The 24252-nt window shown below is 48.0% G+C and carries 23 protein-coding genes and 1 tRNA gene; 17 read left to right on the top strand and 7 right to left on the bottom strand.

Annotated elements, in window-relative coordinates:
- Positions 1-15: 15 nt before the first annotated feature.
- The 4 genes from AQULUS_RS09780 to aroK all read left to right on the top strand — a co-directional run bounded on the left by AQULUS_RS09780 (position 16) and on the right by aroK (position 3270).
- Positions 16-525 carry a PilN domain-containing protein gene (locus AQULUS_RS09780; RefSeq protein WP_148339966.1) on the top strand — a complete coding sequence of 170 codons (510 nt, stop codon included), beginning with the start codon at positions 16-18 and terminating at the stop codon, positions 523-525.
- Between the two features lie 2 nt (positions 526-527).
- Positions 528-1331 carry a pilus assembly protein PilP gene (locus AQULUS_RS09775; protein WP_148339965.1) on the top strand — a complete coding sequence of 268 codons (804 nt, stop codon included), beginning with the start codon at positions 528-530 and terminating at the stop codon, positions 1329-1331.
- Between the two features lie 44 nt (positions 1332-1375).
- Positions 1376-2632: a secretin N-terminal domain-containing protein gene (locus AQULUS_RS09770; protein WP_148339964.1), complete on the top strand. Its 1257-nt coding sequence runs from the start codon at positions 1376-1378 to the stop codon at positions 2630-2632.
- Positions 2633-2748: 116 nt separating this feature from the next.
- Positions 2749-3270 (top strand): shikimate kinase AroK, encoded by a 522-nt coding sequence (gene aroK, locus AQULUS_RS09765; RefSeq protein ID WP_148339963.1) that lies wholly within the window; start codon positions 2749-2751, stop codon positions 3268-3270.
- Positions 3271-3347: 77 nt separating this feature from the next.
- Here aroK and AQULUS_RS09760 read toward each other — a convergent pair whose 3' ends face one another.
- The 3 genes from AQULUS_RS09760 to AQULUS_RS09750 form a co-directional block, all read right to left on the bottom strand.
- The gene (locus AQULUS_RS09760) at positions 3348-4280 is read right to left on the bottom strand and encodes a 2-oxoadipate dioxygenase/decarboxylase family protein (protein ID WP_148339962.1); all 933 of its coding nucleotides are present in this window, start codon (positions 4278-4280) and stop codon (positions 3348-3350) included.
- Between the two features lie 179 nt (positions 4281-4459).
- The gene (polX, locus tag AQULUS_RS09755; RefSeq protein WP_148339961.1) at positions 4460-6181 is read right to left on the bottom strand and encodes a DNA polymerase/3'-5' exonuclease PolX; all 1722 of its coding nucleotides are present in this window, start codon (positions 6179-6181) and stop codon (positions 4460-4462) included.
- A gap of 75 nt (positions 6182-6256) precedes the next feature.
- On the bottom strand, positions 6257-6568 hold the full coding sequence (locus AQULUS_RS09750) for an NGG1p interacting factor NIF3 (protein ID WP_148339960.1): 312 nt from the start codon (positions 6566-6568) through the stop codon (positions 6257-6259).
- A gap of 205 nt (positions 6569-6773) precedes the next feature.
- On the opposite strand from AQULUS_RS09750, the gene AQULUS_RS09745 reads away from it, so the two are divergent.
- The 9 genes from AQULUS_RS09745 to AQULUS_RS09705 all read left to right on the top strand — a co-directional run bounded on the left by AQULUS_RS09745 (position 6774) and on the right by AQULUS_RS09705 (position 16361).
- Positions 6774-8441, top strand: a complete 1668-nt coding sequence (locus tag AQULUS_RS09745; RefSeq protein WP_148339959.1) for a M4 family metallopeptidase — start codon at positions 6774-6776, stop codon at positions 8439-8441.
- Positions 8442-8812: 371 nt separating this feature from the next.
- Positions 8813-10447 carry a M4 family metallopeptidase gene (locus AQULUS_RS09740; protein WP_148339958.1) on the top strand — a complete coding sequence of 545 codons (1635 nt, stop codon included), beginning with the start codon at positions 8813-8815 and terminating at the stop codon, positions 10445-10447.
- Positions 10448-10613: 166 nt separating this feature from the next.
- Positions 10614-10684, top strand: a tRNA-Gly gene (locus AQULUS_RS09735).
- A gap of 67 nt (positions 10685-10751) precedes the next feature.
- On the top strand, positions 10752-11591 hold the full coding sequence (locus tag AQULUS_RS09730) for a carbonic anhydrase (RefSeq protein WP_148339957.1): 840 nt from the start codon (positions 10752-10754) through the stop codon (positions 11589-11591).
- A 106-nt stretch (positions 11592-11697) separates the two neighbouring features.
- Positions 11698-12831, top strand: a complete 1134-nt coding sequence (locus AQULUS_RS09725) for an AsmA family protein (RefSeq protein WP_172622813.1) — start codon at positions 11698-11700, stop codon at positions 12829-12831.
- 8 nt (positions 12832-12839) lie between these two features.
- Positions 12840-13628: an exodeoxyribonuclease III gene (locus AQULUS_RS09720; protein WP_148339955.1), complete on the top strand. Its 789-nt coding sequence runs from the start codon at positions 12840-12842 to the stop codon at positions 13626-13628.
- Positions 13629-13771: 143 nt separating this feature from the next.
- On the top strand, positions 13772-14101 hold the full coding sequence (locus AQULUS_RS09715; RefSeq protein ID WP_148339954.1) for a hypothetical protein: 330 nt from the start codon (positions 13772-13774) through the stop codon (positions 14099-14101).
- Positions 14098-14475 carry a hypothetical protein gene (locus AQULUS_RS09710; protein ID WP_148339953.1) on the top strand — a complete coding sequence of 126 codons (378 nt, stop codon included), beginning with the start codon at positions 14098-14100 and terminating at the stop codon, positions 14473-14475. Before AQULUS_RS09715 ends, AQULUS_RS09710 begins: the two co-directional genes overlap by 4 nt.
- Before the next feature lie 128 nt (positions 14476-14603).
- Positions 14604-16361, top strand: a complete 1758-nt coding sequence (locus AQULUS_RS09705) for an OTU domain-containing protein (protein WP_148339952.1) — start codon at positions 14604-14606, stop codon at positions 16359-16361.
- A 13-nt stretch (positions 16362-16374) separates the two neighbouring features.
- Here AQULUS_RS09705 and AQULUS_RS09700 read toward each other — a convergent pair whose 3' ends face one another.
- Entirely contained in the window at positions 16375-18375 is a 2001-nt protein-coding gene (locus tag AQULUS_RS09700) for a hypothetical protein (protein WP_148339951.1), read from the bottom strand.
- A 168-nt stretch (positions 18376-18543) separates the two neighbouring features.
- Complete coding sequence (gene rph / locus AQULUS_RS09695) at positions 18544-19251, bottom strand: ribonuclease PH (RefSeq protein WP_148339950.1); 708 nt, start codon at positions 19249-19251, stop codon at positions 18544-18546.
- A gap of 151 nt (positions 19252-19402) precedes the next feature.
- Here rph and hslV point away from each other — a divergent pair, with 151 nt between their 5' ends.
- The 3 genes from hslV to rpiA all read left to right on the top strand — a co-directional run bounded on the left by hslV (position 19403) and on the right by rpiA (position 22071).
- Entirely contained in the window at positions 19403-19939 is a 537-nt protein-coding gene (gene hslV / locus AQULUS_RS09690) for an ATP-dependent protease subunit HslV (RefSeq protein ID WP_148339949.1), read from the top strand.
- Positions 19940-19994: 55 nt separating this feature from the next.
- Positions 19995-21341 carry an ATP-dependent protease ATPase subunit HslU gene (gene hslU / locus AQULUS_RS09685; RefSeq protein WP_148339948.1) on the top strand — a complete coding sequence of 449 codons (1347 nt, stop codon included), beginning with the start codon at positions 19995-19997 and terminating at the stop codon, positions 21339-21341.
- 64 nt (positions 21342-21405) lie between these two features.
- On the top strand, positions 21406-22071 hold the full coding sequence (gene rpiA, locus AQULUS_RS09680) for a ribose-5-phosphate isomerase RpiA (RefSeq protein WP_148339947.1): 666 nt from the start codon (positions 21406-21408) through the stop codon (positions 22069-22071).
- A gap of 87 nt (positions 22072-22158) precedes the next feature.
- Here rpiA and AQULUS_RS09675 read toward each other — a convergent pair whose 3' ends face one another.
- Positions 22159-22545, bottom strand: coding sequence for a VOC family protein (locus AQULUS_RS09675; protein ID WP_148339946.1), 387 nt, complete (start codon positions 22543-22545; stop codon positions 22159-22161).
- Positions 22546-22727: 182 nt separating this feature from the next.
- Between AQULUS_RS09675 and AQULUS_RS09670 the strand changes: the two genes are divergently transcribed.
- Positions 22728-23438 (top strand): TerC family protein, encoded by a 711-nt coding sequence (locus AQULUS_RS09670; RefSeq protein WP_148339945.1) that lies wholly within the window; start codon positions 22728-22730, stop codon positions 23436-23438.
- Between the two features lie 38 nt (positions 23439-23476).
- Here AQULUS_RS09670 and rpe read toward each other — a convergent pair whose 3' ends face one another.
- The gene (gene rpe / locus AQULUS_RS09665) at positions 23477-24148 is read right to left on the bottom strand and encodes a ribulose-phosphate 3-epimerase (RefSeq protein ID WP_148339944.1); all 672 of its coding nucleotides are present in this window, start codon (positions 24146-24148) and stop codon (positions 23477-23479) included.
- Positions 24149-24252 lie beyond the last annotated feature (104 nt).

Below are 24252 nucleotides of genomic sequence, written 5' to 3'. Positions count from 1 at the left end.
TACCAGCGCAAGCTGTTGAAAAGAATTTTATTCATTACCTGCTTGCTGGCTCTGGCAAGCCTGCTGGCAATCCATGTCTGCTTATCTCGAGAGGAACACCGGGCCCGGATTCGGCTTGCTGTGATTGAAGATGAATTGAATAAATTCCGGCGTGATTTTTTCCCTGTACCCCATGTCATAAAAAGTGGCGGTGCTGCTGTAACAATTCCAGGTTTGCTGCTGGATCAGCGCGGTTTTAACAGACTTTTTTTCAGCGGTCTGGGCGAGATGGAACCCGCAGGGATATGTTTTATGAAAATTCAACGTGTCAATAATGTGACACGCTTCCAGGGGCAAGCAGATTCTTCTGCTGATCTGACCGCTTTCCTTCTTCATTGGCGAATGTCAGGACTATTTAGTGAGATACATATTAATTCGCTGGAACAGGAGAGAAATGGACGCATGCGTTTTATATTTCAGGCGGAGAAGCCGGCGTTCGGTCCGCATATGAATATAACCGGTATGAATTATAAAAAAGGTGTCTGAGGATGCACTATCAATTTCGATGGTGGTATGCGGCTGGGATGGCGTTTGTCATCTTGTGCGCGGGTTATGTCTGGGATTTGCATCCCTGTCTTGGCCGGTTGCGGGAGTTGCGCGCAAGGGAAAAGCAGATGACTGAAAAACGGACATACTTGCGTGAATTTCAGCCGCGCAGATCTTTGCATAAGGATTTGTCTGAAATCAGGTTGACCAGTGAGTTAAACCAGATTCATGCGTATTTAATGCTGGTGCGCAAACACGGATTGCAATTGCAGAAAATCCGAATGAACACATTACATCAGGCCGGAAAAGTGGAGAGGCTGCATACCCATGTGTCTGTCCTGGGCGGGTTTCGCGCGTTGTATTCCTTTCTGGCTGAGATCAATGGGTTGGATTTTCTGGCTGTGATTGAGGATTTTACCTCCCAGCCCGGGAGGGATGGCAGGTTAATGCTGGTGCTGGATATTTTATCTCTGGGTACGGTGATATCCCATGCCAGTCGCTTGATACCGCCACTTTACGCGGAAAATGCGCGCGATCCTTTTTGCAGCGCAAGCGAAAATAATGTTCTGGAAACAAGTTATTTGCGTGCAGGAGCGGCCGTGCCGTTGAATCAAATCAGGATGACAGGTTATGTGCGGCGGGGAAGGTGGGGTCAGGCCATTGTGGCCATGCCGGGAGATAAGGTGTCTGTTATTGAGACGGGTGTGATATTGGGTAAGGAGCGCGGGATAGTCACGGAGATTTCACGTGACCATGTCATTCTCAAGCTGACAGACGGGAGGCGATACATCCTGAAAATGTTCTAACAGGTTTTATTGTCAGAAATAGCCATATGAAAGGATAATACTACATGTCATTACACATTATCATGCGTTGTATCATTGTGATGATCTGTGTGTCAGCTGCTCAGGCTGCGCACGTACAGCAAAAAAAGCCGGGCATGACAATCAACTTGCGGCAAGTGCGTCTGGCAGATTCCATACGGATGATGGCAAGAATGCTTGATATGAATGTGATCATCAGTCCCGCAGTGACCGGCATGGTGACATTGGCGTTGTCGAATGTTTCTCCTGAGGATATCTTGTCTGCTCTGCTGTTATCTCATGATCTTGCGAAGTGGCGCATAGGCCGGGTTTGGCTGATCGCGCCGCGCGGGGATTTGATCAGGCGCAGACAGGATGAATTCAAATGGATAGAGCAAGAGGATGAGGCTGAGCCTTTATCGCTGCGTATATGGCAAATAAAGTATGCCAATGCGCAGGACATAGGACGATTGCTTCAGGATGAGCATGCATCACTCTTATCAAGACGCGGACGCGTGCGGATTGATACACGCACAAACCGGATTTGTATCCAGGACGCGGAAAGCCGCCTGAGAAATATGCAGAAGTTGATTGATCGTTTTGATGTGCCTGTGCGCCAAGTCTCTATCAAGGCGCGCATTGTCAGTGTTGACAGTGATTTCGAAAGGGAGCTGGGAGTGAAATTTTCAGCTAGCCCGGCAGTGACCGAAAAATCCGGTTATGATCTTGCCGGGAGCGGCGGGATAATGCCGGATCGTCATCGCCCGGGCGGTGCGTCTATTGTCGAGAGCGCCCTGCTGGACATGCATTTGTCCGCATTGGAGAGCGCCGGACATGCCAAGCTCATTTCCAGTCCCAGTCTGTTCACCGCGAATCAGCAGGAAGCCTGGATAGAAGCGGGTGAGGAAGTGCCATATCAGGAAGTCAGCGAAGGAGGAGGAACGGCGACTGTGTTTAAAAAGGCGGTATTGGGATTAAAAGTGACACCGCAAATCCTGCCTGGGAACCAGGTGCTGCTGAATTTGCAGATTAGTCAGGATCGTCCGGGCGGCAAGCAGGTGCAAGGCGTTCCCACTATCAATACCCACAAGATGATGACACGTGTACTGGTCAAAAGCGGGCAGACTATCGTGCTGGGCGGCATTTTCGAAGAAAACCGTGAAAACCTGCAGTCAGGCGTTCCATTTATTCACGATTTACCTATCCTGGGCGGGCTATTCAGAATGCGCAATCATCATGACAGCAAACGGGAACTGCTGATTTTTGTCACACCCAGAATCCTGTCTGGCGAAGAGGTTTATTGAGCTGTGTCAATCCTTGGCCATGGCAGATGAGAAACTTCCAAATAATTTAGCAAGCAAATGCCAAGCGGTCGGGGGTGTGTTAAAATCCGCATTTATCATATTCAATTGCAAATGACATGAAAAACGGACAAACAAATATTTTTCTTATCGGACCTATGGGCGCTGGAAAGACCAGCGTGGGACGGTATCTGGCCAAGCATTTAAACAAGGACTTTTATGATTCTGACCAGGAAATTGAAAAATCAACGGGCGTCAGTTTAACCTGGATTTATGATCTGGAAGGGCTGTCTGGATTTCGGCAGCGCGAAATGAAAGCCATAGACGAATTAAGCTCGCTTTCCAACATCGTGTTATCCACAGGCGGAGGTTGTGTGGAAACGCCTGAGGTGCGAGAGTTTTTACGTCGGCGTGGTACGGTCATTTATATGGAGGTTTCACTGCAAACGCAATTGAATCGCTTAAAAAAGGATAAAAAACGTCCTTTGCTGCAAGGTGACAATCCTCAGGAGGTTTTGATCAGGCTCTGGGAAGAGCGTGAGCCGTATTATGAAAATATCGCTGATTTTACCGTGATAACAGATAACCGTTCTGTACATGACGTCTGTGAGGAAATTCTTGCCTGGCTGGGCGGTGTCTAGGCGCATCTTGAGCTTGCCCCCGCTTTCCTGTGTGCTGTTCCCATGTGCAAGTCTGGACAGGGATTTAACAGGCAGTATCAAGCGTGGTCAGGGAGCAGATAGAGTGATTCAATCACCCTGTCAGCATGCTGGGCGATAAAGCCCGTGAAATAATCACCCCATAAGACGGGAGCCCGACCAGAAGAGACTGGATACCGCCACACAAATTCCACAAACCCGGCAGGTATGGATACCTCCCCATCCGCCAGCCGTATGGTGCGGGCAAGCCCTGTGGTTGAGCCTTGGGCAATTCCGGAAGTCCTGCCCCCTTTCATGACGCCGCCCTCGTGATTAAGCGGTAGGGAAACTTCTTCATGAATGAAGCGATGAAATTCAGCCAGATCAGGGAATACACTCATCAAATGGACTGATAATGTAAAGTGATTGGGACGGCGGCCAAAAACCAGGACCCAGGCGAGCAGTTCGTTGAATTCACGTACCATGTGAAACTCCCGGATCGTCGGAAATGTCCAGCTTCTGCCAGTCAGATAGTTCAGAACAAGATCGGCGCAGGAAGATACCGCAGATAGGTCGCCCGATGCTGCCTGGCGGGACAAGCGCCGAATCTGGTCCAGCGGGGCGGGAGCTGCCTGGCTGGAGTATTGCTCAATGATGACCCGGATGTCTGCAGGCATTTCATCCAGACGGAAATCAGCGACAACCACCTGAGGCAGCACATCCAGTGCGCGCTGTTCCTGGCAGCCGGATTCAGCCAGCCAATGAAAGTCATTTTGTTTGTCAGGTAAATAGCCCTGGCCTTGCGAGACATATCCTGTCGCAGCAAAAATTTCTTTCAGAATGGGAATGCCTGTGTGCGGGCCAGGTAAATCAATAACGGCGAAATGATCCAGCGGCGGCTGATCTATCCCCTTTGGTTTCAATGCGGCGTCAATAAGCCGCATGTCAGGAGAGGCGGTGCGATAGGATTCCCATAAAGTTTGAACAATTTTTTTACGAAGCTGGTGAAGCATGACATGACCCTGGGTTTCATTTTGAGTAAATACCCTGATATCTCCGGAATGGATGCTGCTTCCTGATGATACCAATATGGCTTGATGCGCCTATTGTAGTGCTTGTTTGCCTGACAAAGCGAGTCTTGCGTGAAAACAATCAATATCGGGAATGAAAAACCGGCCGGCGCTTGCTCACTTTATTTGCGATTGAGTAATTTTTTTAAATCTTTCAATGGCCGTGTGTTAATGACATTCTCTTTTTCAAGCCATCCCCGCCGTGCCTGGTTAATGCCGTAACACATGTATGAAAATTGAGAAGGGCTGTGAGCATCTGTGGATATTACAATAGGAGCGCCTATATCTTTGGCCATTTTGCAATGAATGTCATTGAGATCCAGGCGGTCTGGCTGCGCATTCAGCTCAAGAATACAGCCTCGTTCCTTCGCTCCATGAAGAATGCGCTCCATGTCTATGGAATAAGGTTCGCGATGATTAATTAAACGCCCTGTAGGATGAGCCAATATGTTGAAGCAGACATTATCCATGGCCTTCAGTATGCGTTCCGTTTGTTTTTTTTGAGGCAGGGAGAATTTTGAATGGATTGAGCAGACTGTCAGATCCAGTTCATTAAGGATATCTCTGGGCATATCCAGAGAGCCATCTTCCAGAATATCAACTTCCATGGATTTCAAGACAACAAGATTTTGCAATTTGGCATTCAATCTGTCGATTTTTTTGATTTGCGCAATCAAGGCTTTTTTATCCAGGCCATGAGCAACCGTCAAATGTTGTGAATGGTCTGTGATAGCAAGATATTCATACCCCAGCTGTTCGGCGGCTTTGGCCATCTGTTCCAGGCTGGCGCTGCCATCAGTCGCATGTGTGTGGCAGTGCAAGTCACCACGAATATCCTTCAGGGAGATCAGTTTTGGCAGGCGATGTTTGCGAGATGCGATTATTTCACCCCGGTCTTCCCGTAATTCCGGTTCAATATATGCCAGTCCCAGTTGTTTATAGAGTTCTTCTTCCGTTCGTCCGCCGATTTGCCGTTCGCCGCGATAGATTCCGTATTCGTTGAGTTTCAATTTTTTTTGCACGGCAATTTTACGTATTGCAATATTATGTTCTTTTGATCCTGTAAAGTATAAGAGCGCTGCTCCGTAGCTCTTTTCTGAGACAACGCGCAAATCAACTTGAAAGCCGGAATGCAGATGAGCGGATGCGCGGGTGGTGCCTTGTGTGATGACTGCCGCGATTTCATCAAACTTGATGAAAGCGTTAATGATTTTTTCACTGTCTTTTGCTGCCGCCAGAATATCGAGATCGCCGACTGTTTCTTTTTTTCGGCGATAACTGCCGGCGCATTCAACCTGTTCGACGCCGTCAATGTTCCTCATGTATCGCAGCAGTGAATCAACGACAGGCGCGGCATCAGCCAGCTTCATGCGTTTTGTGTATTGATTCAGGTGCTGGATGCCGCTCAGGATTTTTTGTTCGGTTTTTTCACCAAAGCCGCTCAATTTTTTCAAGCGTCCTTGTTTTATTGCGGTTTGCAGATCTTTGACATGCCGGATGCCAAGTTTCTGATAAAGAATTTTGACCCGCTTGGGGCCCAGGCCTTCAATCTTCATCAGCTCGTGCAGGATAGGGGGTGTGCGGGCTTCGACCTGCTTTAGCAGAGGGAGCTCGCCGGTCTTGATGAGAGTCCTGATTTTATCAGCCAGGTCGTCGCCGATTCCGGGAAGTTCGCTTAAATCCTTGTCTTGTGCCACCAGGTCGGAAACACGGGGCGCCAGGCTGCTGATGACGCGAGCGGCATTGCGGTATGCCCGCACACGAAACGGATTGGCTCCTTCTATTTCCAGGAGATTGGCCAGTTTGATGAAAGTGTCCGCAATTTCCCTGTTATGCAATGGCATGTCATGCCTTTCCCTGTCAGAGGCATACTCTGATTATAACCTTATCAGGCGGCGGTGGTGTGTATTTTTCATTATTCAAATATTTTCCAGCCGCCATACTTGATAAGCAGGTTCTTCATAAGGGTGCGCCGCCTTTAGGGCTGCTATTGCGTCATGAAGAAGCAGATCAGTGCAAACCATTTCAACTTTGTATTCATCGACTTTTTCCAATTGATCAGGTTGTCCCAGAAATGCATGGCTGCCTTCCAGCGGCATGAATTGCCCTTCTCCCAGTGTTTGCCATGCGCAACATGCGTAGTTGCCAATTTTTCCAGCACCTTTTGAGAACATGCTGTTTTTCACTTCTTCAACATGTGAGGCAGGAACATAGAAGCAAATTTTATACATATGAAAATCACCTTGAAATTCACTTTACTTTCAGAAGTTCGGAGTTTACATTAATTTGATACCTCAAGACCACGCTCATTCAAATTCTTAGCCGTTTCTTCAGTCAGCCTCTCGTATTTATCAGGACTTTCATCGTTTGGGTTTATTATTTGATTACCGAAACGAAAGTTGTATCAGTTGTACACAATCATTCAAGGAGATCGTTATGGAAAACAATCAGAGAAGATTAGTACTGTCAGGAATGCTATTGCTTGGCTTGCCGCTTTTTTGTGGGGTTTCTGCTTACGCAGCCAAGCCTGTTGATCTCAGACATCAAAATATTACCGCTCTTCAATCATTAATCTCTACACCTACCGCTGCGAGAGGCGCTGCGGCAATCAAGGAAATCAGCCGGCACGTGGATTTCAAAAATACACTGCATGTGCGTATTCAGCAAACATATTCTGGTTACAATGTATGGGGTGCGGATGCTGTAGTTCATATCCCTAACGGCGAGAAAACATCCAGGACATTAAGTGGTGTCGCATCTGCGGCGAAAAATAACGGCACAATGAATGGTACGGTTTACCAGGATTTGAATGTCGATTTGGCCGGAGCGCCTGCTGAAATATTTACGCAGACGCATGCGCAAACTGCCTTGCAGAAAGCGATTGAAAACTATCAGCATAAAATCGGCAACAAAGCGAATGTGTCCGAACAGGAAAGCAGCTTGATGGTTTTTGTCGGAAGTGATAACAAGGCGCGCTGGGCTTATAAAGTCAGTTTTCGCGCTGAAGCTGCGAGATCTGACGAAAAGCCGTCTAAACCTGTTTCCATTATGGATGCAACCACATTCCAGGTTTATGCAAGCTGGGATGACATCAAGACACTTGAAAAAATGGATGTCGATGGCGGCGGCTTTGGCGGTAATAAAAAAATGGGCAAATTGATTTACGATGGAACGCAGAATCATTTGGCCAAGCTTATGATTACCCGCGATACCGATGCCAATACTTGCTTTCTGCAAAATTCGGATGTGACAGTCAAGGATTATAACGGTCGCAAGGTCATGACATTCCCATGTGCTGTTACAAGCAATGAACATAACAATGTATATTGGGATGCTGATTTTGATGCTGTGAATGATGGATATTCACCAGGCAATGACGCATTTTTTGGCGGTCAGGTGATCAAGCACATGTATAAGGATTGGTATGGTATGCCGGTCTTGACCAATCCGGATGGAACACCCATGATGCTTAACATGGTTGTGCATCAACGCAATTATGATAATGCTTATTGGGATGGGCGCCAGATGACATTTGGTGACGGATACACCATGTTTTATCCATTGACGTCGCTGGGTGTTGCGGCTCACGAAATCAGCCATGGATTTACCGAGCAGCACTCCGGTCTAATGTACTACGGTCAATCAGGCGGCATGAACGAAGCATTCTCGGATATGGCTGCTCAGGCTGCTGAAGTGTATGCTTACGGTCCGAATAACAACAGCTGGCAGATTGGCCCTGAAATTTTCAAGGCTGAAAATGAAGCGCTTCGTTACATGGATAAACCCAGCAAGGATTGCAAGGGTAAAAAACCTGGTACACGCTGTTCTATTGATGATGCCAGCCAGTATACGGATTGGATTGATGTGCATTATAGCAGCGGCGTTTATAACCGATTCTTTTATACACTAGGAACGAGCCAAGGATGGGATGCAAAAAAGGCTTTTGATGTGATGGTTCATGCTAACAGCAGTTATTGGACATCATCCGCAACATTTAGTGAAGCCGCCTGCGGCGTGATCAGTGCCGCAAGCGATCTGAAATATGATGTTGCTGCGGTTAAAGCGGCATTTGATGTCGTCAAAGTTGATTACAGTGCTTGCTAGTTAGGAGGGTTCTGTCTTCCCCGCTGTGCGGGGAAGACAGAATTGTTTTCTGAATCCTGAATGGGTTTTCATACGGCTTACAGCGTTTAACCCAAAATCTGATTACACACATGGGACTGTTCAATCATGAGCATCATTGTGTAGAATGATACAGTGTCATTCTGGACGGCCAGAGTCAAACAGTAGTGTTTCTGGTGGTTTGTCAGACCGGGCGACTAACTAAATCAAAATTCTTGAGAAATCAGGCATGATGTTGGTTCACCGGTTTGGATCATGAGCAACTCTTTTTTAACTGGCATATTCGGCGTCTGAATACATAAGCTTCGTAAGGAAATTACCATTCTCTTGCAGGATATTGACAAGGAGTCGATATGAAGAACCCCTTTTTTAAACTGAGTCTGTTGTCTGTTTCATTGCTGTCGATAATGCCGGCGTATGCGGCCACGCCTGTTGACATGCAGCATAATTCATTATCCGCGTTAACACCATTTTTATCTGAAACGGCGGATATCAAACTCGAAGAAGTCAATCGTAACCTGGATTTTAATAACACCATGCATGTCAGAATCAGGGAAACATATATGGGTTATCCGGTCTGGGGCGGCGATGCCATTATTCATGTTCCGAATGGAAAAAAGACGGAAATGACATTGACTGGAGTTTCACAGGCCGCTGCAAAAAATCACGGATCCATGAACGGCATTCTATATAAAGATCTTGCCGTTGATTTGAAAGATGCGCCAGCCTTGGTGTTTTCAGCAGCACAAGCACAAAAAGCATTAAACACGGCGGTGGAAACCTATCAGCACAAGGTGGGAGGGAAGCCCGCGCTAAAAGACCAGCATAGTGATTTGATGGTTTACGTGGACGGAAGTAATAAGGCGCATTGGGCATACAAGGTAAGTTTTTACGCTGAGCCGCTTCAGGAAACTGCCTTGCCGGCAAAACCGGTTTATATCATGGATGCTGTGACATTGCATATATACAAGCAATGGGATGAAATCAAGACGGCCAAGATGGTTAATGTTTTCGGCGGCGGGTATGGCGGCAATACCAAGATGGGCAAATTGACATATGATGGTCTGGCGAATCATCTGGCAAAATTGAGCATTCAGCGCCACTCTTTTCTTCCGAACTGTTACATGCAAAATAATGATGTGGTCGTGCGTGACAAGCGGCGTGCCAGTCAGGTTTCCAGCTTCTATTGTCCCAAGCCCGACAGGCTCCATAATAATGTTTACTGGGATGGTGCTTTTGATTCTGCCCATGGTGGCTACTCACCGGCAAATGACGCCATGTATGCGGGTGATGTGATCAAGCGTATGTACCAGGATTGGTATCACGTTCCTGTTCTCAAGAAGCCGGATGGTTCTCCCATGCTGTTGACCATGGTGGTTCATCTTAAAATGGATAATGCTTATTGGGATGGTGAAAAAATGAATTTTGGCGACGGGGTGCAGGCGTTTTATCCGCTCACATCCTTGGGTATCGCGGGCCACGAAGTCAGTCATGGTTTTACGGAGCAGCATTCCAATCTGAATTATGAAGGCCAGTCAGGCGGGATGAATGAATCTTTCTCAGACATGGCTGCGATGGCGGTGGAATATTACTCCCTGGGCAGCAGTTCATGGCAGATAGGCGGTGAGGTGTATAGGGGTGAGGGTTCGCTGCGGTATATGGATCAGCCAAGCAAGGACTGCGGAGGCGGCACACCGGGAAATGAATGCTCTATCGATAACGCCGGCCAGTATTATGATGGATTGGATGTTCATTATAGCAGCGGCGTTTATAATCGTTTCTTTTATTTGTTATCAACAAGCAGCGGCTGGGATGCCAGAAAGGCGTTTGATGTCATGGTGCAGGCCAACTCGAATTATTGGACTCCTGCTTCTACATTTGACAGTGCCGCTTGTGGCGTCATTCAGGCAGCTCAAGACTTAAGCTATAATACAACAGCTGTGGTGAATGCGTTTTCTGCCGTTAGTGTGGATACTTCCGCCTGTTAATCAGCTTGGCTTGATAAAAGCCCGGCGGGTAAGCTGCCGGGCTTTCCTTAATGGCGCATCCATGCGGACCTGGCGGGGCAATGACAAAACACAAAACGCCGGGCTTATATTTGCTCATTTGATTTGATATTCGTGTGGAATTCCATAGAATACGTTGAATTGACACGCGGGTGTAGTTCAATGGTAGAACGGGAGCTTCCCAAGCTCTTAGTGTGGGTTCGATTCCCATCACCCGCTTTCAAGGGAATCAGGTATAGAATCAAGAGAGTTATATTCGCAACTCATTCTCATCGAAGAGGTAACCATGAAAAGGATATCCAGAGTATTTGTATTAATTTTAGCCATGGCTGGTTTGTGCTTTGCCGCTTTTGAAGCGCGCGCAGATATGAATGATAGTAGTGTAAAAGTAAAGTGGGGCTATATAGGAAATAATGGGCCGGTAAGATGGGGACAGTTGAATCCTGCGTTTGCCCTCTGTTCGAAAGGGCAGTCACAATCCCCTATCAATATTGATAAGAAATTCAAAAAAATGGACAGTGACCTGGAAATTCATTATCAACCCGCGATGATGCGTATTGTTGACGACGGAATTACGCAGCTTTTGATCAAATCCACACAGACCGTTATTAATGATGGTCATGGAATACAATTAAACTTTCCCAGGAATGGAGCGAGGGAAACCATACGGTTTGGCGGGGTGGATTATCATCTTGAGCAGTTTCACATGCATTCCCCCAGTGAAAATACTTTGAATGGCCAGGCATTTCCCATGGAAATTCATTTTGTTCATCAAGGTGATGACGGAAAAGTTGCAGTGATAGGCGTTTTTGTGAAGGCTGGCAAAGCCAATCCGGTTTTACAAAACCTGATCGACCATTTCCCAAGTGATGAGGGGATTGAGCATTCATTGCAGGGTGTGCAAATCAATCCTGTGGATTTGCTTCCTGAACGGCGGGCATTTTTTTATTTCAGCGGCTCACTTACTACCCCTCCTTGCACAGAAGGACTGCAGTGGATTGTCATGCCAGAGCCTATTACCGCGTCTTCAGCCCAGATTCTTTTATTCAGAAATGCAGCTGGCGGTGAAAACGCAAGGCCAGTGCAGCCGCGGCATAAAAGAAAGATTTTTTATAGTGAAAAATAATATTATCACAAGATGTACTCGAGAGTTTGCGTGATGCAAACTGACGGCCAGTCTTGCATAGCAATGACAGACAGATCCTGTCTAAAAATTTGGTTGAATGAGAGATATGATGATGAAAATCCTGAAAACACTCTTGTCGATTACTGCCTTGATTTTAATTATCTGCATATTGGCCATAGGAATGCTGGTATTTTTTGCGGATCCCAATAAGCTCAAACCTGTTCTGGTGGAAGAAGTCAAAAAAACGACGGGGTATCAACTGATCATTGAAGGGAAATTGTCTTGGTCGTTTTATCCGGGACTCGCGGTCAAAATGGAGCATGTGCTGCTAAGCGCTCCCGGTCAGACTTCTGCTTTTGTGGATGCGCATGATGTGCGCATGGCGGCCGACCTGATGGAGTTACTGCGTTCAAAGGAAAAACTGCAAGGCGGCGTGAGTATCGCAAGCCTCCGCTTGATGAATATTCAGGCTGAAAAAGTCAATGCCCGTTTACAATGGAAAAGCAATATTCTAACTATCTCGCCTATTACAGCTCATCTCTACCAGGGACGGCTGGAGGGTGAGGCGTCGGGACGCCGGTTCACATCGGAACCAGTGTGGAACTGGGACGTGCAGGCAAGCAATATTCAAATCAAACCTTTACTTGAAGATATCAATGGCAAGAAGACCCGTTTAAACCTGTCGGGTACAGGTCAAATGAAAATGCAGGCTGAAACAAGCGGCAAAACCCGTGAACGCATGACTGATAATTTGAACGGTTCTGTGTCTTTTAATCTGAGCAACGGTGCGATGGAAGGGGTAGACCTTAATTATCTGCTGAAGAATGCAGACGCGCTGTTGAATAAGGAGGCAGTTAATCCGCCCGAAAATCTTAATCAGACGGAATTTAATCGTTTGACCGGTACGGCATTAATCAGCCAGGGAGTGGCGGAGTCAAAAGATATTTTTCTGACAGCGCCCGCGTTTACGGCAAACGCTCAGGGCACTATTGTATTGAAATCACGTGAACTTGACTTGCAGCTGCAAGTCAAGCCCGGCGAATCTGCGCGCACCAAATGGGAAATCCCCGTGCTTATTACGGGCGATGTGAGCCATCCTGATGTGCGTCTGGATACCATGGAAATTCAAAAAATTCTCACCGCCCAGGAAATTGACAAACTCAAAAGCAAGGCTGCTAAAGAAATAAAAAAACATGTTCCGGGCAAAACAGGCGAGTTCCTGCAAAATCTTTTGAGGTAGTTAGCCGCATGGCGAGAATCATAACCATCAATCTCAACGGTGTCCGTTCCGCGGCGCGAAAAGGATTTTTTAATTGGCTGAAAACACAGAATGCAGATCTTGTTTGTGTGCAGGAATTAAAAGCCCAGGAACAGGATATGCAAAATCCTGAATTACATCTCGAAGGGTACCATGGATTTTTCCACTTTGCCGAAAAAAAGGGCTATAGCGGGGTGGGTATCTATACCAGGCACCAGCCTGACCAAGTCGTTTCCGGACTGGGTTGGGATGCGGCGGACCTGGAAGGCCGCTATGTCGCAGTTAAAATCAAGGGATTGTGGATAGCTTCGCTATATCTACCCTCCGGCACATCAGGTGAAGACAGGCAGCAAGTCAAGTATGATTTTCTCGACAAGTATGCGGCTTGTCTGCGAAACCAGCAGGCAGCGGCCAGAGATGCAAAAGAAGAATATATTATATGCGGCGACTGGAATATCGCGCATAAAAAAATTGACTTGAAAAACTGGCGTTCAAATCAGAAAAATTCAGGTTTTCTTCCGGAAGAGCGTGCCTGGATGGACAGGCTGTTCAGTGAAATGGGCTTTGTGGATGCTTTCAGGGAGATTAATCAGGAACCGGATCAATATACCTGGTGGTCTAACCGAGGTCAGGCATGGACAAAAAATGTAGGATGGAGAATTGATTACCAAGTCGTCACCCCGGGTTTAAAGCCTACAATAAAATCAGCCAAGATCTATAAGGAACAGCGCTTTTCAGATCACGCACCCCTGATGATGGATTATGATATCATGCTTTGAATTTCATGAATATTAACGGGATTCCAACCTGGTTCCGGGTAACCCAGGACTAGGGCGCTAATATTAACAAAAGTCAAATTAAGGGTTTCTTAAGACATTTGGCATAGACTAAAGTTAAGAGCGTAAAAAAGGCAGCGATGGCGATGCAGCGTGAAGAACTGGAAATTTTGCAGAAATACATACCCGCACAAGGGCCCGACGGCCTTAAACGTGTGCTGGAAGAGCTTTTGGAAAAATGCAAAAGTGATCGGGAGTTCGCCGCGCAAGAACATTACATTTTGTATCAGCTGGGCGGCCAGAAATCATTAATGAAAGTGGATATGAGTCAAGCGCCGTTTCAGTTCTGGTATTATGACTTGCTGGGACGACCCATGACAAAAAAGGTTGAAGAAACGATTGCGGATTTTTTATGGGATAAAGGCGGCGAAAGGGAGCGCTATTTACAAAATGCGGTTCAGGGAGAGCAGCAATGAAGAATTATGATGAAAGTTGGTGGGATAAGAGCAAGAAAACTCATATAACCAATCTCTCTAGAGTGGCATCGCTACTGGTGGATGACTTGGCGCCGGGTGTCAATCCTCCGCTGGCTACCATGGATGCTGTTCTGAGTTCTGCACATCGCGCGCCACTTAATGCCTTCACGCCTCCGGACAAATCGGCGGCGATTGAAACCGTGCCGCAGCCAATCCTGGAATCCGCTTCTGATAAAATATCAACGCGTTGGTTTGGCTTGTTTGCGCGAAATCCAACCTCTACGCCTCAACCAGGCGCCAAAAAGGAACAAAAAGCCGAACAGGAACAAAAAGCCGAAAACAAACAAAGCACAGGCATGAATAATCGCGGCTGACAGAGTAGCAGTATCTGCCTCATTTACATCATCTTACGGCCGCCGTCCGGCGGCTTAATAATAGGCTAATTAATATGATCTATCATTAATATATAGATCCGTTCCTGTTTGACTGTAGGGGAGTGGCCATGAATACTTCACGAGATGATTTGCTGCAAACGGTATTAAAACCTGAATCGACGCTGGGCGCGGGCAATTGCGCGTTTAACGCTTTTGTTCTCGGTTTGTGTCGTCCGGAAATTTTTTCCGGAATTGAGCGTGGGCTGACAGGATCTGGCTTGGTTCCCGATGAAATTTTTGAGGATTTTATTGAGCGCGCGGCATTTGTGCTGAGAACAGGGAAAAACTGGGCGGCAGTGCGTGATGAAATACTCCGGCTAAAACAGACCAATAAAGTGTTACTGCAGCAGCAGTTGGCTGCGATCATGCGCCAGATCGCGATCGAGCATGCGGAAATCAATCGTGAGCACTTTGAGCGCACCCGGCAGTCGTTGTTGGCTGCTTTTCATGATTTTGCTTGCAGAGCGTTGAATATCAGTGCAGGCAGAGTCAAGGACGATATTTATATCAAACATCCGTTCATTGTTCGCAAGTTTGAGGAGCTTGCAGATAAAATTCCACAAGAATTATTTTCCAGTGAGGAGAGTGACTTTGATGCGATTGAATATAATGATCTTAAAAGCAGGCGTTCGCTTGGTCCGGTTGAAAAGGAGCGCTTGGAATCGCTGGAATTACAGCTTGATATTGCGATGGGACCGGCGCAACACGAATTAATGCAGTGGTGGGAACAATCACTCGCGTCCAGCAGTACAGCCGCCCCCAGGCAGCCAAGCGGATATGAGACGTTTCTTGCGGCTATGAAGCAGGATGGTCAATGGGCAGGTGATCTGGAGCTGGCCGAGCTGGCGCGCTATTTCAACGTGAATCTCGATGTCGACCGTCCGGATTATGATGCGCCGCATCATATGCATATTGATTATGGCGCGATTCCGGCAGCCAGCCGGGAGTTCGGTTACGCTCTCGCCGCGCCAGCTGTTGAACAGCTGGTATCGCGTGATATTGTTAATAATCCTTCAGACAAAGAAGCGGGGGAATCCCTGCAGTTGCTGCCGCTGGATCATGCCAGCGTGGAAGCGCGGCTGAGCGCGGTGCCCGATATTAATATCGTAATAAAATTCATTAATAGCTATAAAAACGGCGAATCATTAAAAAAAGTTCCGGTTCCCGATGCCTGGAGTGACAAATGCATTGAACAATTGTTGAAACGGAATGTGATCAACCGGGTCCGTTATGAAACAGGGCTGCTGGGATATGAATTTGTCGTATCCCATCACGATGCCATGAATCGTATTCGCGAAATGGAACAGAAAGACCGGATTCTCGCCGCCTGGGACCAGGCACATAAGGAATCGCCTACTGTCACACTCACCAATCCGTACGCGCTGCACTGGGAAAACATGGTGCCCGCCTCTGAATTGACTATCCAGCCGGCGCTGGCCTGGCACAAGTTTCAGATAGAAACCTTAAAACGACTGGGTGAGGGGACAATCAAGCCAATACAGGAAAAATGGGAATTATTGCTGCGGCAAGCTGAGGAGCAGGACAGGAAATTAAAAGCCGATCAATTACAGCCGGCCACGGCCCAGCCAGTTGTCGAGCAGACTGTGACTTATCATCTGCCGGCTGAAAAAGGTTTCAAGTCTGTTACTGTCACCGTGACCATGCAAAAAGACTTGGATGAAGAACTCGCGAAAAAACTGCAGGAGGAAGAATATCAGGGATTTATTGAGGGTCAGGAACAGTTGAGGCTTGATGAAGAACTGGCGAAGCGGCTGCAAGAACAAGACGATAAAACTGCAAAATCTCCGCGTACAAGACGCAAATAAGGCGACGATTTGTTTAACGCTTGAAGTATTTCTGGATTTCCTGGTTCTGCAATTCGATAGCGAGCAGCAAGTCATCCGCTTCCTGTTTGCTGCGCACATCCAGTAAGCTGGTGTTTAATCTCTCAAGAGAGTTTCCAAATGTGGTGTGCTTCAGCGCGGCTTTATAACCGGTGCTGGCCGCGATGAGCAGATTTTTGGCGAGCTTGTCACTCGTGTCTGTCTCAGTGAGACTGACATCATCAATGTTGATTTGCGGGATGCTGTCCACATTCAATCCCAGTGTCTCAGACAATTCTTTGGCATGCGAGGCGATGGTTTCCTGTGCCTTTCTGGTTGACTCAACCACAGCTTCAAGGGTGACAGCCTGGCTTGCGCCGACAGATTCTGAAAGAGGGCGTTCGGCAGAAGCAGCTAATGAATGTATGGGGTCCAAATCCGTGTCCGGCACTTTTGCGGGCCAGTTGTAAGCCGTGATCTGAAGAGTGCTTTTGCATTCATTCAGTGTGCGTGTGCGTTCATTCAATGCGACGGCAATTTGAGTGGGTGCTTCCAGACGGGGGTCGCCCACGATGGCGTCAAAATGATCAGGACGGTTATCCAGGTGTAACGTATGCGCCTGATGAATTTCGGGCGTGATTGGGGCGAGATTCCCGCATCTGCGATCCACAATATCCAGATTGCATTGCAGCTGGCTGGATAAGGCCAGCTGCTGCGGTGTGCCAGCCTTGATATGTGAATGCGCATGAAAATTGAAATAATCCTTGTAGGCATGGTCATGATATTGATCCCACCAGTTGTCAAACTGTCTGCCTAGAAAATCCTTTTTGGCATCGTCATCAGACAAGGTGAGTGCGGTAAATTCGGATTGTAACTTGATGTTGAGGTAAACATTGTTCCAGGATGCAAGCATGTTTCGGCTCTGCGCTTCCGGAATGTCGCTGAACTCACTGCTGGCCCATTGCAGCTTCGCGGTCTCTACGATGGAAGGGTCAAAATTTAATTCACCGCCGTGGTTGCGAATAGTGTAGGCGATGAAGTTGTTTTTCAAGATGTTCCGGATATCATCCTCAATCGCATCCTGGCGCGCGAGAGCGCCATTCAGCATTATTTGCCGCAACGCGGGGGCGCAAGTATCGCGTAACAGGTGATAAAAATCACAGTTTTTGACGGCGATCAATTCTTCACTCTCATCGGAAGCGGCGGGAAGCGTCAGCGTTGCCGACAGGTTGTGCGGCAGTGACGCGACAGGCGCGGCGCGTAGTAAATCAAGAATGGATGCATGCAGGGTTTGATCAGAAAAATCCAGCTGCGGTCCGCCACGACTGGCGATTTGGGCTGCGATAGCAGGCAGCAGTTGTGCCTTGATTTGCTTTCCGGTCAGGGATTCATCTTCCAGCGACCCGGTCAAGATATCGTGGACAATGTCCAGCATGACTGAGTGATAAAAACAGTCTCCATCGCCAAAAGCCTTGATAGAAATCATATATTGCATGACTTGTATTTTTTGAATAAACGCCGCCTGGTCGTTGACGGGTGAACGCATGCGCTTTTCCGCCAGTTCGCGGGCATATTCTTTTGTGGTTGGGCTCAGGTCTGAGCTTTCGATGACGGCCGCATCCCGTTCATTTGCATCTACAAACAGAATGGCTCTGAAGTAGGGGAATAATAATTTCCTCTGCTCCTGCGCCTCAGGGTTATTTTTTACTACATTGGGGTCAAGCGCTATGCCGTGATGTGTCAGAACATCGGAAAGTGTCTGCAGAAAATGCTCTTTGGAGATTTTGACAAAAACAGGATCAATGCCCAGTTTTTGGGCGTTTTCCGCCATGACCGACTGGAATTGGAGTTCGTCGTCACTGTCTCTTTTGATTTGAGCGCCAAGTATGTCGCTGAATCGCGAGGTGCTGTCACGGTTGCAAATTTCGCTGGTGAATAAATCAGCGATAATCTCCCCATTCGACAGAATGGTTTCCTGCGACAGCGGATGTGTGAAAGCGACGGGAGACCTGAACATGGTTTTTTTCTGTTATCAATAAATTATCAATATTATAGGGTTTCAAGATTACCAGAATATTAAGGGGGTGGCAAAAGTGCAGCCTGGCTGGCGTCTGCTATTCAAGTGATTGTATTTACTGATTTTAATTGACGGCAAGGCGCGCAGGCAAGTATGCGGCGACGGCGCCTAGCGCTGTTTTTGCACTTGAATCAACTCTGAAATGCCTTCTTTCGCCAAAGTCAGCATCTTGTCCAGGTCTGACTGCTGGAAAGTATCTTTTTCCGCTGTGCCCTGAATTTCAATGAATCCGCCTTTTTCAGTCATGACGATATTCATGTCGGTGTCAGCACTGGAATCTTCCGCATAGTCGAGATCCAGTATGGCTTCGCCCTGGTAAATGCCGACCGAAATGGAAGCCACATATTGTAAAAAAGGGCTGGTGGTAATCCGGTTTTGCTGTTTCAGGCGTTCTATCGCGTCATAAAGCGCAACACACCCGCCAGTAATGGAAGCGGTGCGTGTGCCGCCATCCGCCTGAATGACATCGCAGTCGACGACAATAGTGAAATCAGCAAGAGCGGTCAAATCCACCGCCGCGCGCAGGGAGCGGCCTATGAGGCGCTGGATTTCCTGAGTGCGCCCCGCTTGTTTGCCTTTCGCGGCTTCCCGCTGCATGCGTTCATGTGTGGAGCGGGGAAGCATGCCGTATTCGGCGGTCACCCAGCCCCGGCCGGAATCCTTGAGAAAAGGCGGTACACCGGGCGTGGCGCTTGCTGTACAGAGAACTTTCGTGTCACCGAATTCGATTAATACGGAGCCTTCCGCATGTTTGGTGTAATTTCGGGTCATACGGATGGCGCGCAATTGATTGGGGGCTCTATGGCTGGGCCGCATTTCGTTGACACTCCTGAGAAATTGGGCATTATTATAAGCGCATTTTATCGAGGGTTGTAAAGTGTATAACCGCCCATATATAGAAATTGAACGCTTGCGCGAGTTCAGGCCGCGTAGACGATATAAGTAATCTGAATAGGAGTGCAGTATTTTGGCTGAAATGCATGGTACAACAATTGTTTCCGTGCGGCGTAACGGGATGGTCGCAGTCGGCGGCGATGGTCAGGTCACGCTGGGGCATACAGTGATGAAATCCAATGCCCGAAAAGTGCGCCGTTTATACAATAATAAAGTATTGGCGGGGTTCGCGGGCGGCACAGCGGATGCGTTCACCTTGTTTGAAAGATTTGAGTCCAAGCTGGAAACCCATCAGGGCAACCTGGTCCGCGCAGCGGTGGAACTCGCGAAAGACTGGCGTACCGACCGCATGCTGCGCCGTCTGGAAGCAATGCTGGTTGTCGCGGACACCAAGGCATCGCTGATCATCTCCGGTAACGGTGATGTGATTGAACCTGAAAACAGTTTGATTGCCATCGGTTCGGGCGGGCCTTATGCTAAAGCCGCCGCGCAGGCGCTGCTGGAAAACAGTGAGCTGGATGCACGTACAGTGACTGAAAAAGCGCTGGCAATCGCCGCGTCAATCTGTATCTATACCAATACCCATTTCACAATAGAAACTCTCGGTTAATAACTAGACCTACAATAATCCAAACTGTCAGATGAGTGAGTAAGCAAATATGGCCATGACAATCCCAACAACACCCACGCCCAAGGAAATCGTAAGCGAACTGGATAAACATATTATTGGCCAGGCGGATGCCAAGCGCGCCGTTGCTGTCGCATTGCGTAATCGCTGGCGGAGAATGCAGTTGCCTTCCCCCATGCGTGATGAAATCATGCCTAAAAATATTCTCATGATAGGGCCGACCGGCGTGGGAAAAACGGAAATCGCCCGCCGGCTGGCCAAGCTCGCGGATGCGCCGTTTATCAAGGTGGAAGCGACCAAGTTCACCGAAGTGGGTTACGTTGGCCGTGACGTTGAATCCATCATACGCGACCTGGTGGATATGGCGATCAAAATGATGCGTGAAAAAGAGATGGCAAAAGTGCGTTCCATCGCTGAAGAAGCAGCCGAAGAGCGTATACTTAACGCCTTGCTGCCTCAGCCGCGAGCACCGTTTGCAGGCGAGCCGCATGAGCCGGCCAAGGAAGATTCCGCAACCCGGCAGTTGTTCAGAAGTAAATTGCGCGCAGGTGAACTGGATGACAAGGAAATTGAAATCGAAGTTTCCATGTCGGCGATGGGCGTGGAAATCATGGCGCCCCCCGGAATGGAGGAAATGACCAACCAGCTGCAGAACATGTTTCAAAACCTCGGATCCGATCGTAAAAAAATGCGCAAATTCAAGATCGCGGACGCCAGAAAGATTTTGCGCGAGGAAGAAGCGGCCAAGCTGATTGATGATGATGAAATGAAGGCCAAGGCGATTGAGAGTGTCGAGCAAAGCGGGATTGTGTTTGTTGATGAAATTGACAAAATCGCCAAACGTTCAGAATATGCCGGAGCAGACGTATCTCGCGAGGGTGTGCAGCGTGATTTGCTGCCATTGATTGAAGGTTCGACTGTCTCCACCAAATACGGCATGGTGCGCACGGATCATATTCTTTTTATCGCATCCGGCGCTTTTCATTTCGCCAAGCCCTCTGATCTGATCCCTGAACTCCAGGGGCGGCTGCCAATACGCGTGGAATTGAAATCGTTGTCCACGGATGATTTCGTGCGCATCCTGACAGAGCCAGAAGCGGCGTTGACCGAACAGTATACGGCCTTGTTGGGCACAGAAGGCGTGATCATCAACTTTCTGCCCGATGGGGTAAGGCGTATCGCGGAAATTGCCTGGCATGTCAACGAACGTGTGGAAAATATTGGCGCGCGTCGTTTGCATACAGTTATGGAGCGGCTGCTTGAAGAAGTTTCTTATTCTGCATCCGAACTGGACAATAAAACCATTGAAATTGACGCGGATTATGTTAACAACCGCTTGCAGCAGCTGGTCAAGGATGAAGATTTGACCAGTTACATCCTGTGATATGCTGGATTCGCGACCAGGCATTAATCCATGAATTCATACACCTGATCAAAAGGAATTCGCCATGAAAGTGACTGTTGACAAAGAAGCTGGAAAACAGGCTGCCGCACAGGCCGCAGTCGAGTATATTGAAAATGACATGATTATTGGAGTCGGCACAGGCAGCACGGTTGAATATTTTATTGAAGCCTTGCGCTCTGTAAAACAAAAGCTGGAAGGTGCGGTGGCAAGTTCTGCAGCGACCGCCAGCAAATTAAAAGCGCTTTCCATACCTCTTGTTGACTTGAACTCAGTATCGGAATTGCCTTTGTACGTGGATGGAGCGGATGAAATCAATCCCGCCAGGCAAATGATCAAGGGCGGCGGCGGCGCGCTTACGCGTGAAAAAATCATCGCGATGGTCGCAAAAAAGTTTGTATGCATAGCGGATGAAAGCAAATACGTAGACTTGCTGGGGGATTTTCCTGTGTCAGTGGAAGTGATTCCCATGGCGCGCAGTTATGTGGCGCGGCAGATTGTGCTGATGGGCGGCGATCCAGTCTATAGGGAAGGATTTGTCACGGACAATGGCAATGTCATCCTTGATGTATTCAATATGAAACTTCTTGATCCTAAAGCAATCGAAGAAAAGTTGAAAAATATCGTAGGGGTGGTTGAAAATGGCGTGTTTGCAAAACGTACAGCGGATGTATTGCTGCTGGGAGCAGAAACAGGGGTGAAAAAACTTTGAGCCAGCCTTGTCATCCCCGCATTTGATGCGGGGCAGGTTTGTTGCGCTGAAGGATCTTCTGATGCAAGCGCTGCGTAGCAGGTCTTGTCAGAGTGGATAATAAATCATCTGCACCACGTTTCCATCCGGGTCTGCACAATAAAAGCTGCGCGTTCCATCGCGGTGGTCTTTGGGCGCGGCCATGATTTTGACCTGGTTCCGGCGTAGATAATCATGCCATTGGTCTACCTCATCACGGCTTGTCAAAAAAAAACCGATGTGATCCAGCCGCTGGTGTTTTGCGGGATTGAAATCAGCCGGCGCCTTATGCAGAGCGAGATTGTCACTTCCGGAGCTGAAATAATAATTATTTTCGTCAGGCTGCCAGACCAGTTTCATGCCCAGTAATGCAGAATAGAAATGTGCGCATTCTGCAAGATGGTGAACATAGAGGGCGACGTGCCGTAAACCGGCGTGAGGTGCGGGTTTGTTCATGCGTATACCTGATAGTTATCCAAAGAATGTCAGTAACATCATATAACCTGGCGCAGGCTGGAAAAAGCGGTTTATGCTTTTTTAAGTCAGAATTTAACGGGTTTTTCTGTACGGGCCTGCGTTTTATGGTTATTATTTTAATAAGAAGAGTTTACTCATCAACATAAACAAGAAATCTCGCGATGGAATTTTTTGATATCCTCTTGAGTTTTGTAACCCTGACAATTCTTGAAGTTGTGCTGGGAATCGATAATCTGGTTTTTCTCGCCATTATTTCCCAGCGCCTTCCCAAGGATCAGCAGGCGAAAGCGCGCCGGCTGGGGCTTACTTTCGCATGGGTGACCCGGCTGTTATTGCTTGCCAGTGCGATCTGGCTTACCAAGCTCACCCGGCCATTATTTACTCTGTCCGGGATGCCTTTTTCCGGACGGGATATTTTCCTGATCCTGGGGGGATTATTTTTACTGGCAAAATCGACGCAGGAAATTCATGCGGAAATTGAGCCTGAGCCTCAGAAACACGAGGTAACGAAAAAATCAGCGGGATTCAAAATGGTCGTTGTTCAGATCGCTCTCCTGGATATTATTTTTTCATTGGACAGCGTGTTGACCGCCATTGGTTTAACGCAGCGGTTTTGGCTGATGGCCGCGGCGATTACCATAGCCATTATCGCCATGTTGTTTGCCAGCGAACCTCTGAGCCGTTTTGTGGAAAAGCACCCGACCATAAAAATGCTGGCCTTGAGCTTTTTGATTCTGATCGGCATGGTGTTGATCGCTGACGGTTTTGAATTCCATATTCCCAGAGGATATATCTACTTCTCCATGGGTTTTTCATTGTTTGTGGAATCGCTCAACATGATTGTCCGCAAGCGTCGCGGACAGTCTTCCTGATCCTCTCTTGCCGCGGGTACACTGGTGATCGCAGTCGTTTATCGTGCGCACAATAACTGTTTGCGCATGGTTGAAATGACTTCCGCGTAATCGGGTTGATTGAAAATCGCCGAGCCTGCAATAAACATATCTGCACCGGCCTGGGCAATTTGCCCGATGTTTTCTGTCTTGACACCGCCGTCTACCGCTATGCGGACTGTCAGATCGTGGGAAGTTACCAGTTCTCTGACGCGTGAAATTTTATCCAGCGCGGAAGGAATGAACGTCTGACCGCCGAATCCCGGATTGACAGACATGATTAAAATCAGGTCCAGCTTGTCCATGACGTATTCCAGGCAATGCAGCGATGTCGCCGGGTTCAGGGCGAGTCCCGCCTTGCAGCCATGCTGACGAATCAGAGCCAGACTGCGGTCTACATGATCCGAGGCTTCGGGGTGGAAGGTAATATTTGTAGCACCGGCTTTTGCAAAATCGATGATTAGGCGGTCCACCGGCTTGGTCATGAGATGCACATCTATGGGGGCTTTGATTCCATAGCTGCGCAAGGCTTCACATACCAGAGGTCCGACTGTCAGATTAGGGACATAGTGGTTATCCATGACATCCAGATGCAGCATATCGGCACCGGCATCGATCACTGCTTCGGCTTCTTCGCCCAGGCGGGCGAAATCGGCGGACAACAGGGAAGGAAGAATCAGGTAATCTTGCATAAGCAGCCTATTAGTACTCTTGGTTTGGATTGGCTGTCATAGTAGCGTGTATTTCTGCGACTTTCTATAGGATGACAGGCTTTGCCCTGCTGTACGGTTAATGA

The sequence above is a fragment of the Aquicella siphonis genome (assembly GCF_902459485.1).
Classification (GTDB): domain Bacteria; phylum Pseudomonadota; class Gammaproteobacteria; order DSM-16500; family DSM-16500; genus Aquicella; species Aquicella siphonis.
Note: the sequence above shows the minus strand (reverse complement) of the source record. Positions and strands in the feature narration are given on the sequence as shown.

Excerpts from the sequence above, each read along its gene's own strand:
- AQULUS_RS09775 (WP_148339965.1), top strand. The coding sequence starts at position 528 with ATGCACTATCAATTTCGATGGTGGTATGCGGCTGGGATGGCGTTTGTC.
- rpiA (WP_148339947.1), top strand. The coding sequence starts at position 21,406 with ATGAAAGTGACTGTTGACAAAGAAGCTGGAAAACAGGCTGCCGCACAG.
- rph (WP_148339950.1), bottom strand. The coding sequence starts at position 19,251 with ATGCGGCCCAGCCATAGAGCCCCCAATCAATTGCGCGCCATCCGTATG.
- AQULUS_RS09670 (WP_148339945.1), top strand. The coding sequence starts at position 22,728 with ATGGAATTTTTTGATATCCTCTTGAGTTTTGTAACCCTGACAATTCTT.
- AQULUS_RS09705 (WP_148339952.1), top strand. The coding sequence starts at position 14,604 with ATGAATACTTCACGAGATGATTTGCTGCAAACGGTATTAAAACCTGAA.
- rpe (WP_148339944.1), bottom strand. The coding sequence starts at position 24,148 with ATGCAAGATTACCTGATTCTTCCTTCCCTGTTGTCCGCCGATTTCGCC.
- AQULUS_RS09750 (WP_148339960.1), bottom strand. The coding sequence starts at position 6,568 with ATGTATAAAATTTGCTTCTATGTTCCTGCCTCACATGTTGAAGAAGTG.
- AQULUS_RS09710 (WP_148339953.1), top strand. The coding sequence starts at position 14,098 with ATGAAGAATTATGATGAAAGTTGGTGGGATAAGAGCAAGAAAACTCAT.
- aroK (WP_148339963.1), top strand. The coding sequence starts at position 2,749 with ATGAAAAACGGACAAACAAATATTTTTCTTATCGGACCTATGGGCGCT.
- AQULUS_RS09740 (WP_148339958.1), top strand. The coding sequence starts at position 8,813 with ATGAAGAACCCCTTTTTTAAACTGAGTCTGTTGTCTGTTTCATTGCTG.
- AQULUS_RS09730 (WP_148339957.1), top strand. The coding sequence starts at position 10,752 with ATGAAAAGGATATCCAGAGTATTTGTATTAATTTTAGCCATGGCTGGT.
- polX (WP_148339961.1), bottom strand. The coding sequence starts at position 6,181 with ATGCCATTGCATAACAGGGAAATTGCGGACACTTTCATCAAACTGGCC.
- AQULUS_RS09715 (WP_148339954.1), top strand. The coding sequence starts at position 13,772 with ATGCAGCGTGAAGAACTGGAAATTTTGCAGAAATACATACCCGCACAA.
- hslU (WP_148339948.1), top strand. The coding sequence starts at position 19,995 with ATGACAATCCCAACAACACCCACGCCCAAGGAAATCGTAAGCGAACTG.
- AQULUS_RS09770 (WP_148339964.1), top strand. The coding sequence starts at position 1,376 with ATGTCATTACACATTATCATGCGTTGTATCATTGTGATGATCTGTGTG.
- AQULUS_RS09725 (WP_172622813.1), top strand. The coding sequence starts at position 11,698 with ATGATGATGAAAATCCTGAAAACACTCTTGTCGATTACTGCCTTGATT.
- AQULUS_RS09760 (WP_148339962.1), bottom strand. The coding sequence starts at position 4,280 with ATGCTTCACCAGCTTCGTAAAAAAATTGTTCAAACTTTATGGGAATCC.
- AQULUS_RS09675 (WP_148339946.1), bottom strand. The coding sequence starts at position 22,545 with ATGAACAAACCCGCACCTCACGCCGGTTTACGGCACGTCGCCCTCTAT.
- AQULUS_RS09745 (WP_148339959.1), top strand. The coding sequence starts at position 6,774 with ATGGAAAACAATCAGAGAAGATTAGTACTGTCAGGAATGCTATTGCTT.
- AQULUS_RS09720 (WP_148339955.1), top strand. The coding sequence starts at position 12,840 with ATGGCGAGAATCATAACCATCAATCTCAACGGTGTCCGTTCCGCGGCG.
- AQULUS_RS09700 (WP_148339951.1), bottom strand. The coding sequence starts at position 18,375 with ATGTTCAGGTCTCCCGTCGCTTTCACACATCCGCTGTCGCAGGAAACC.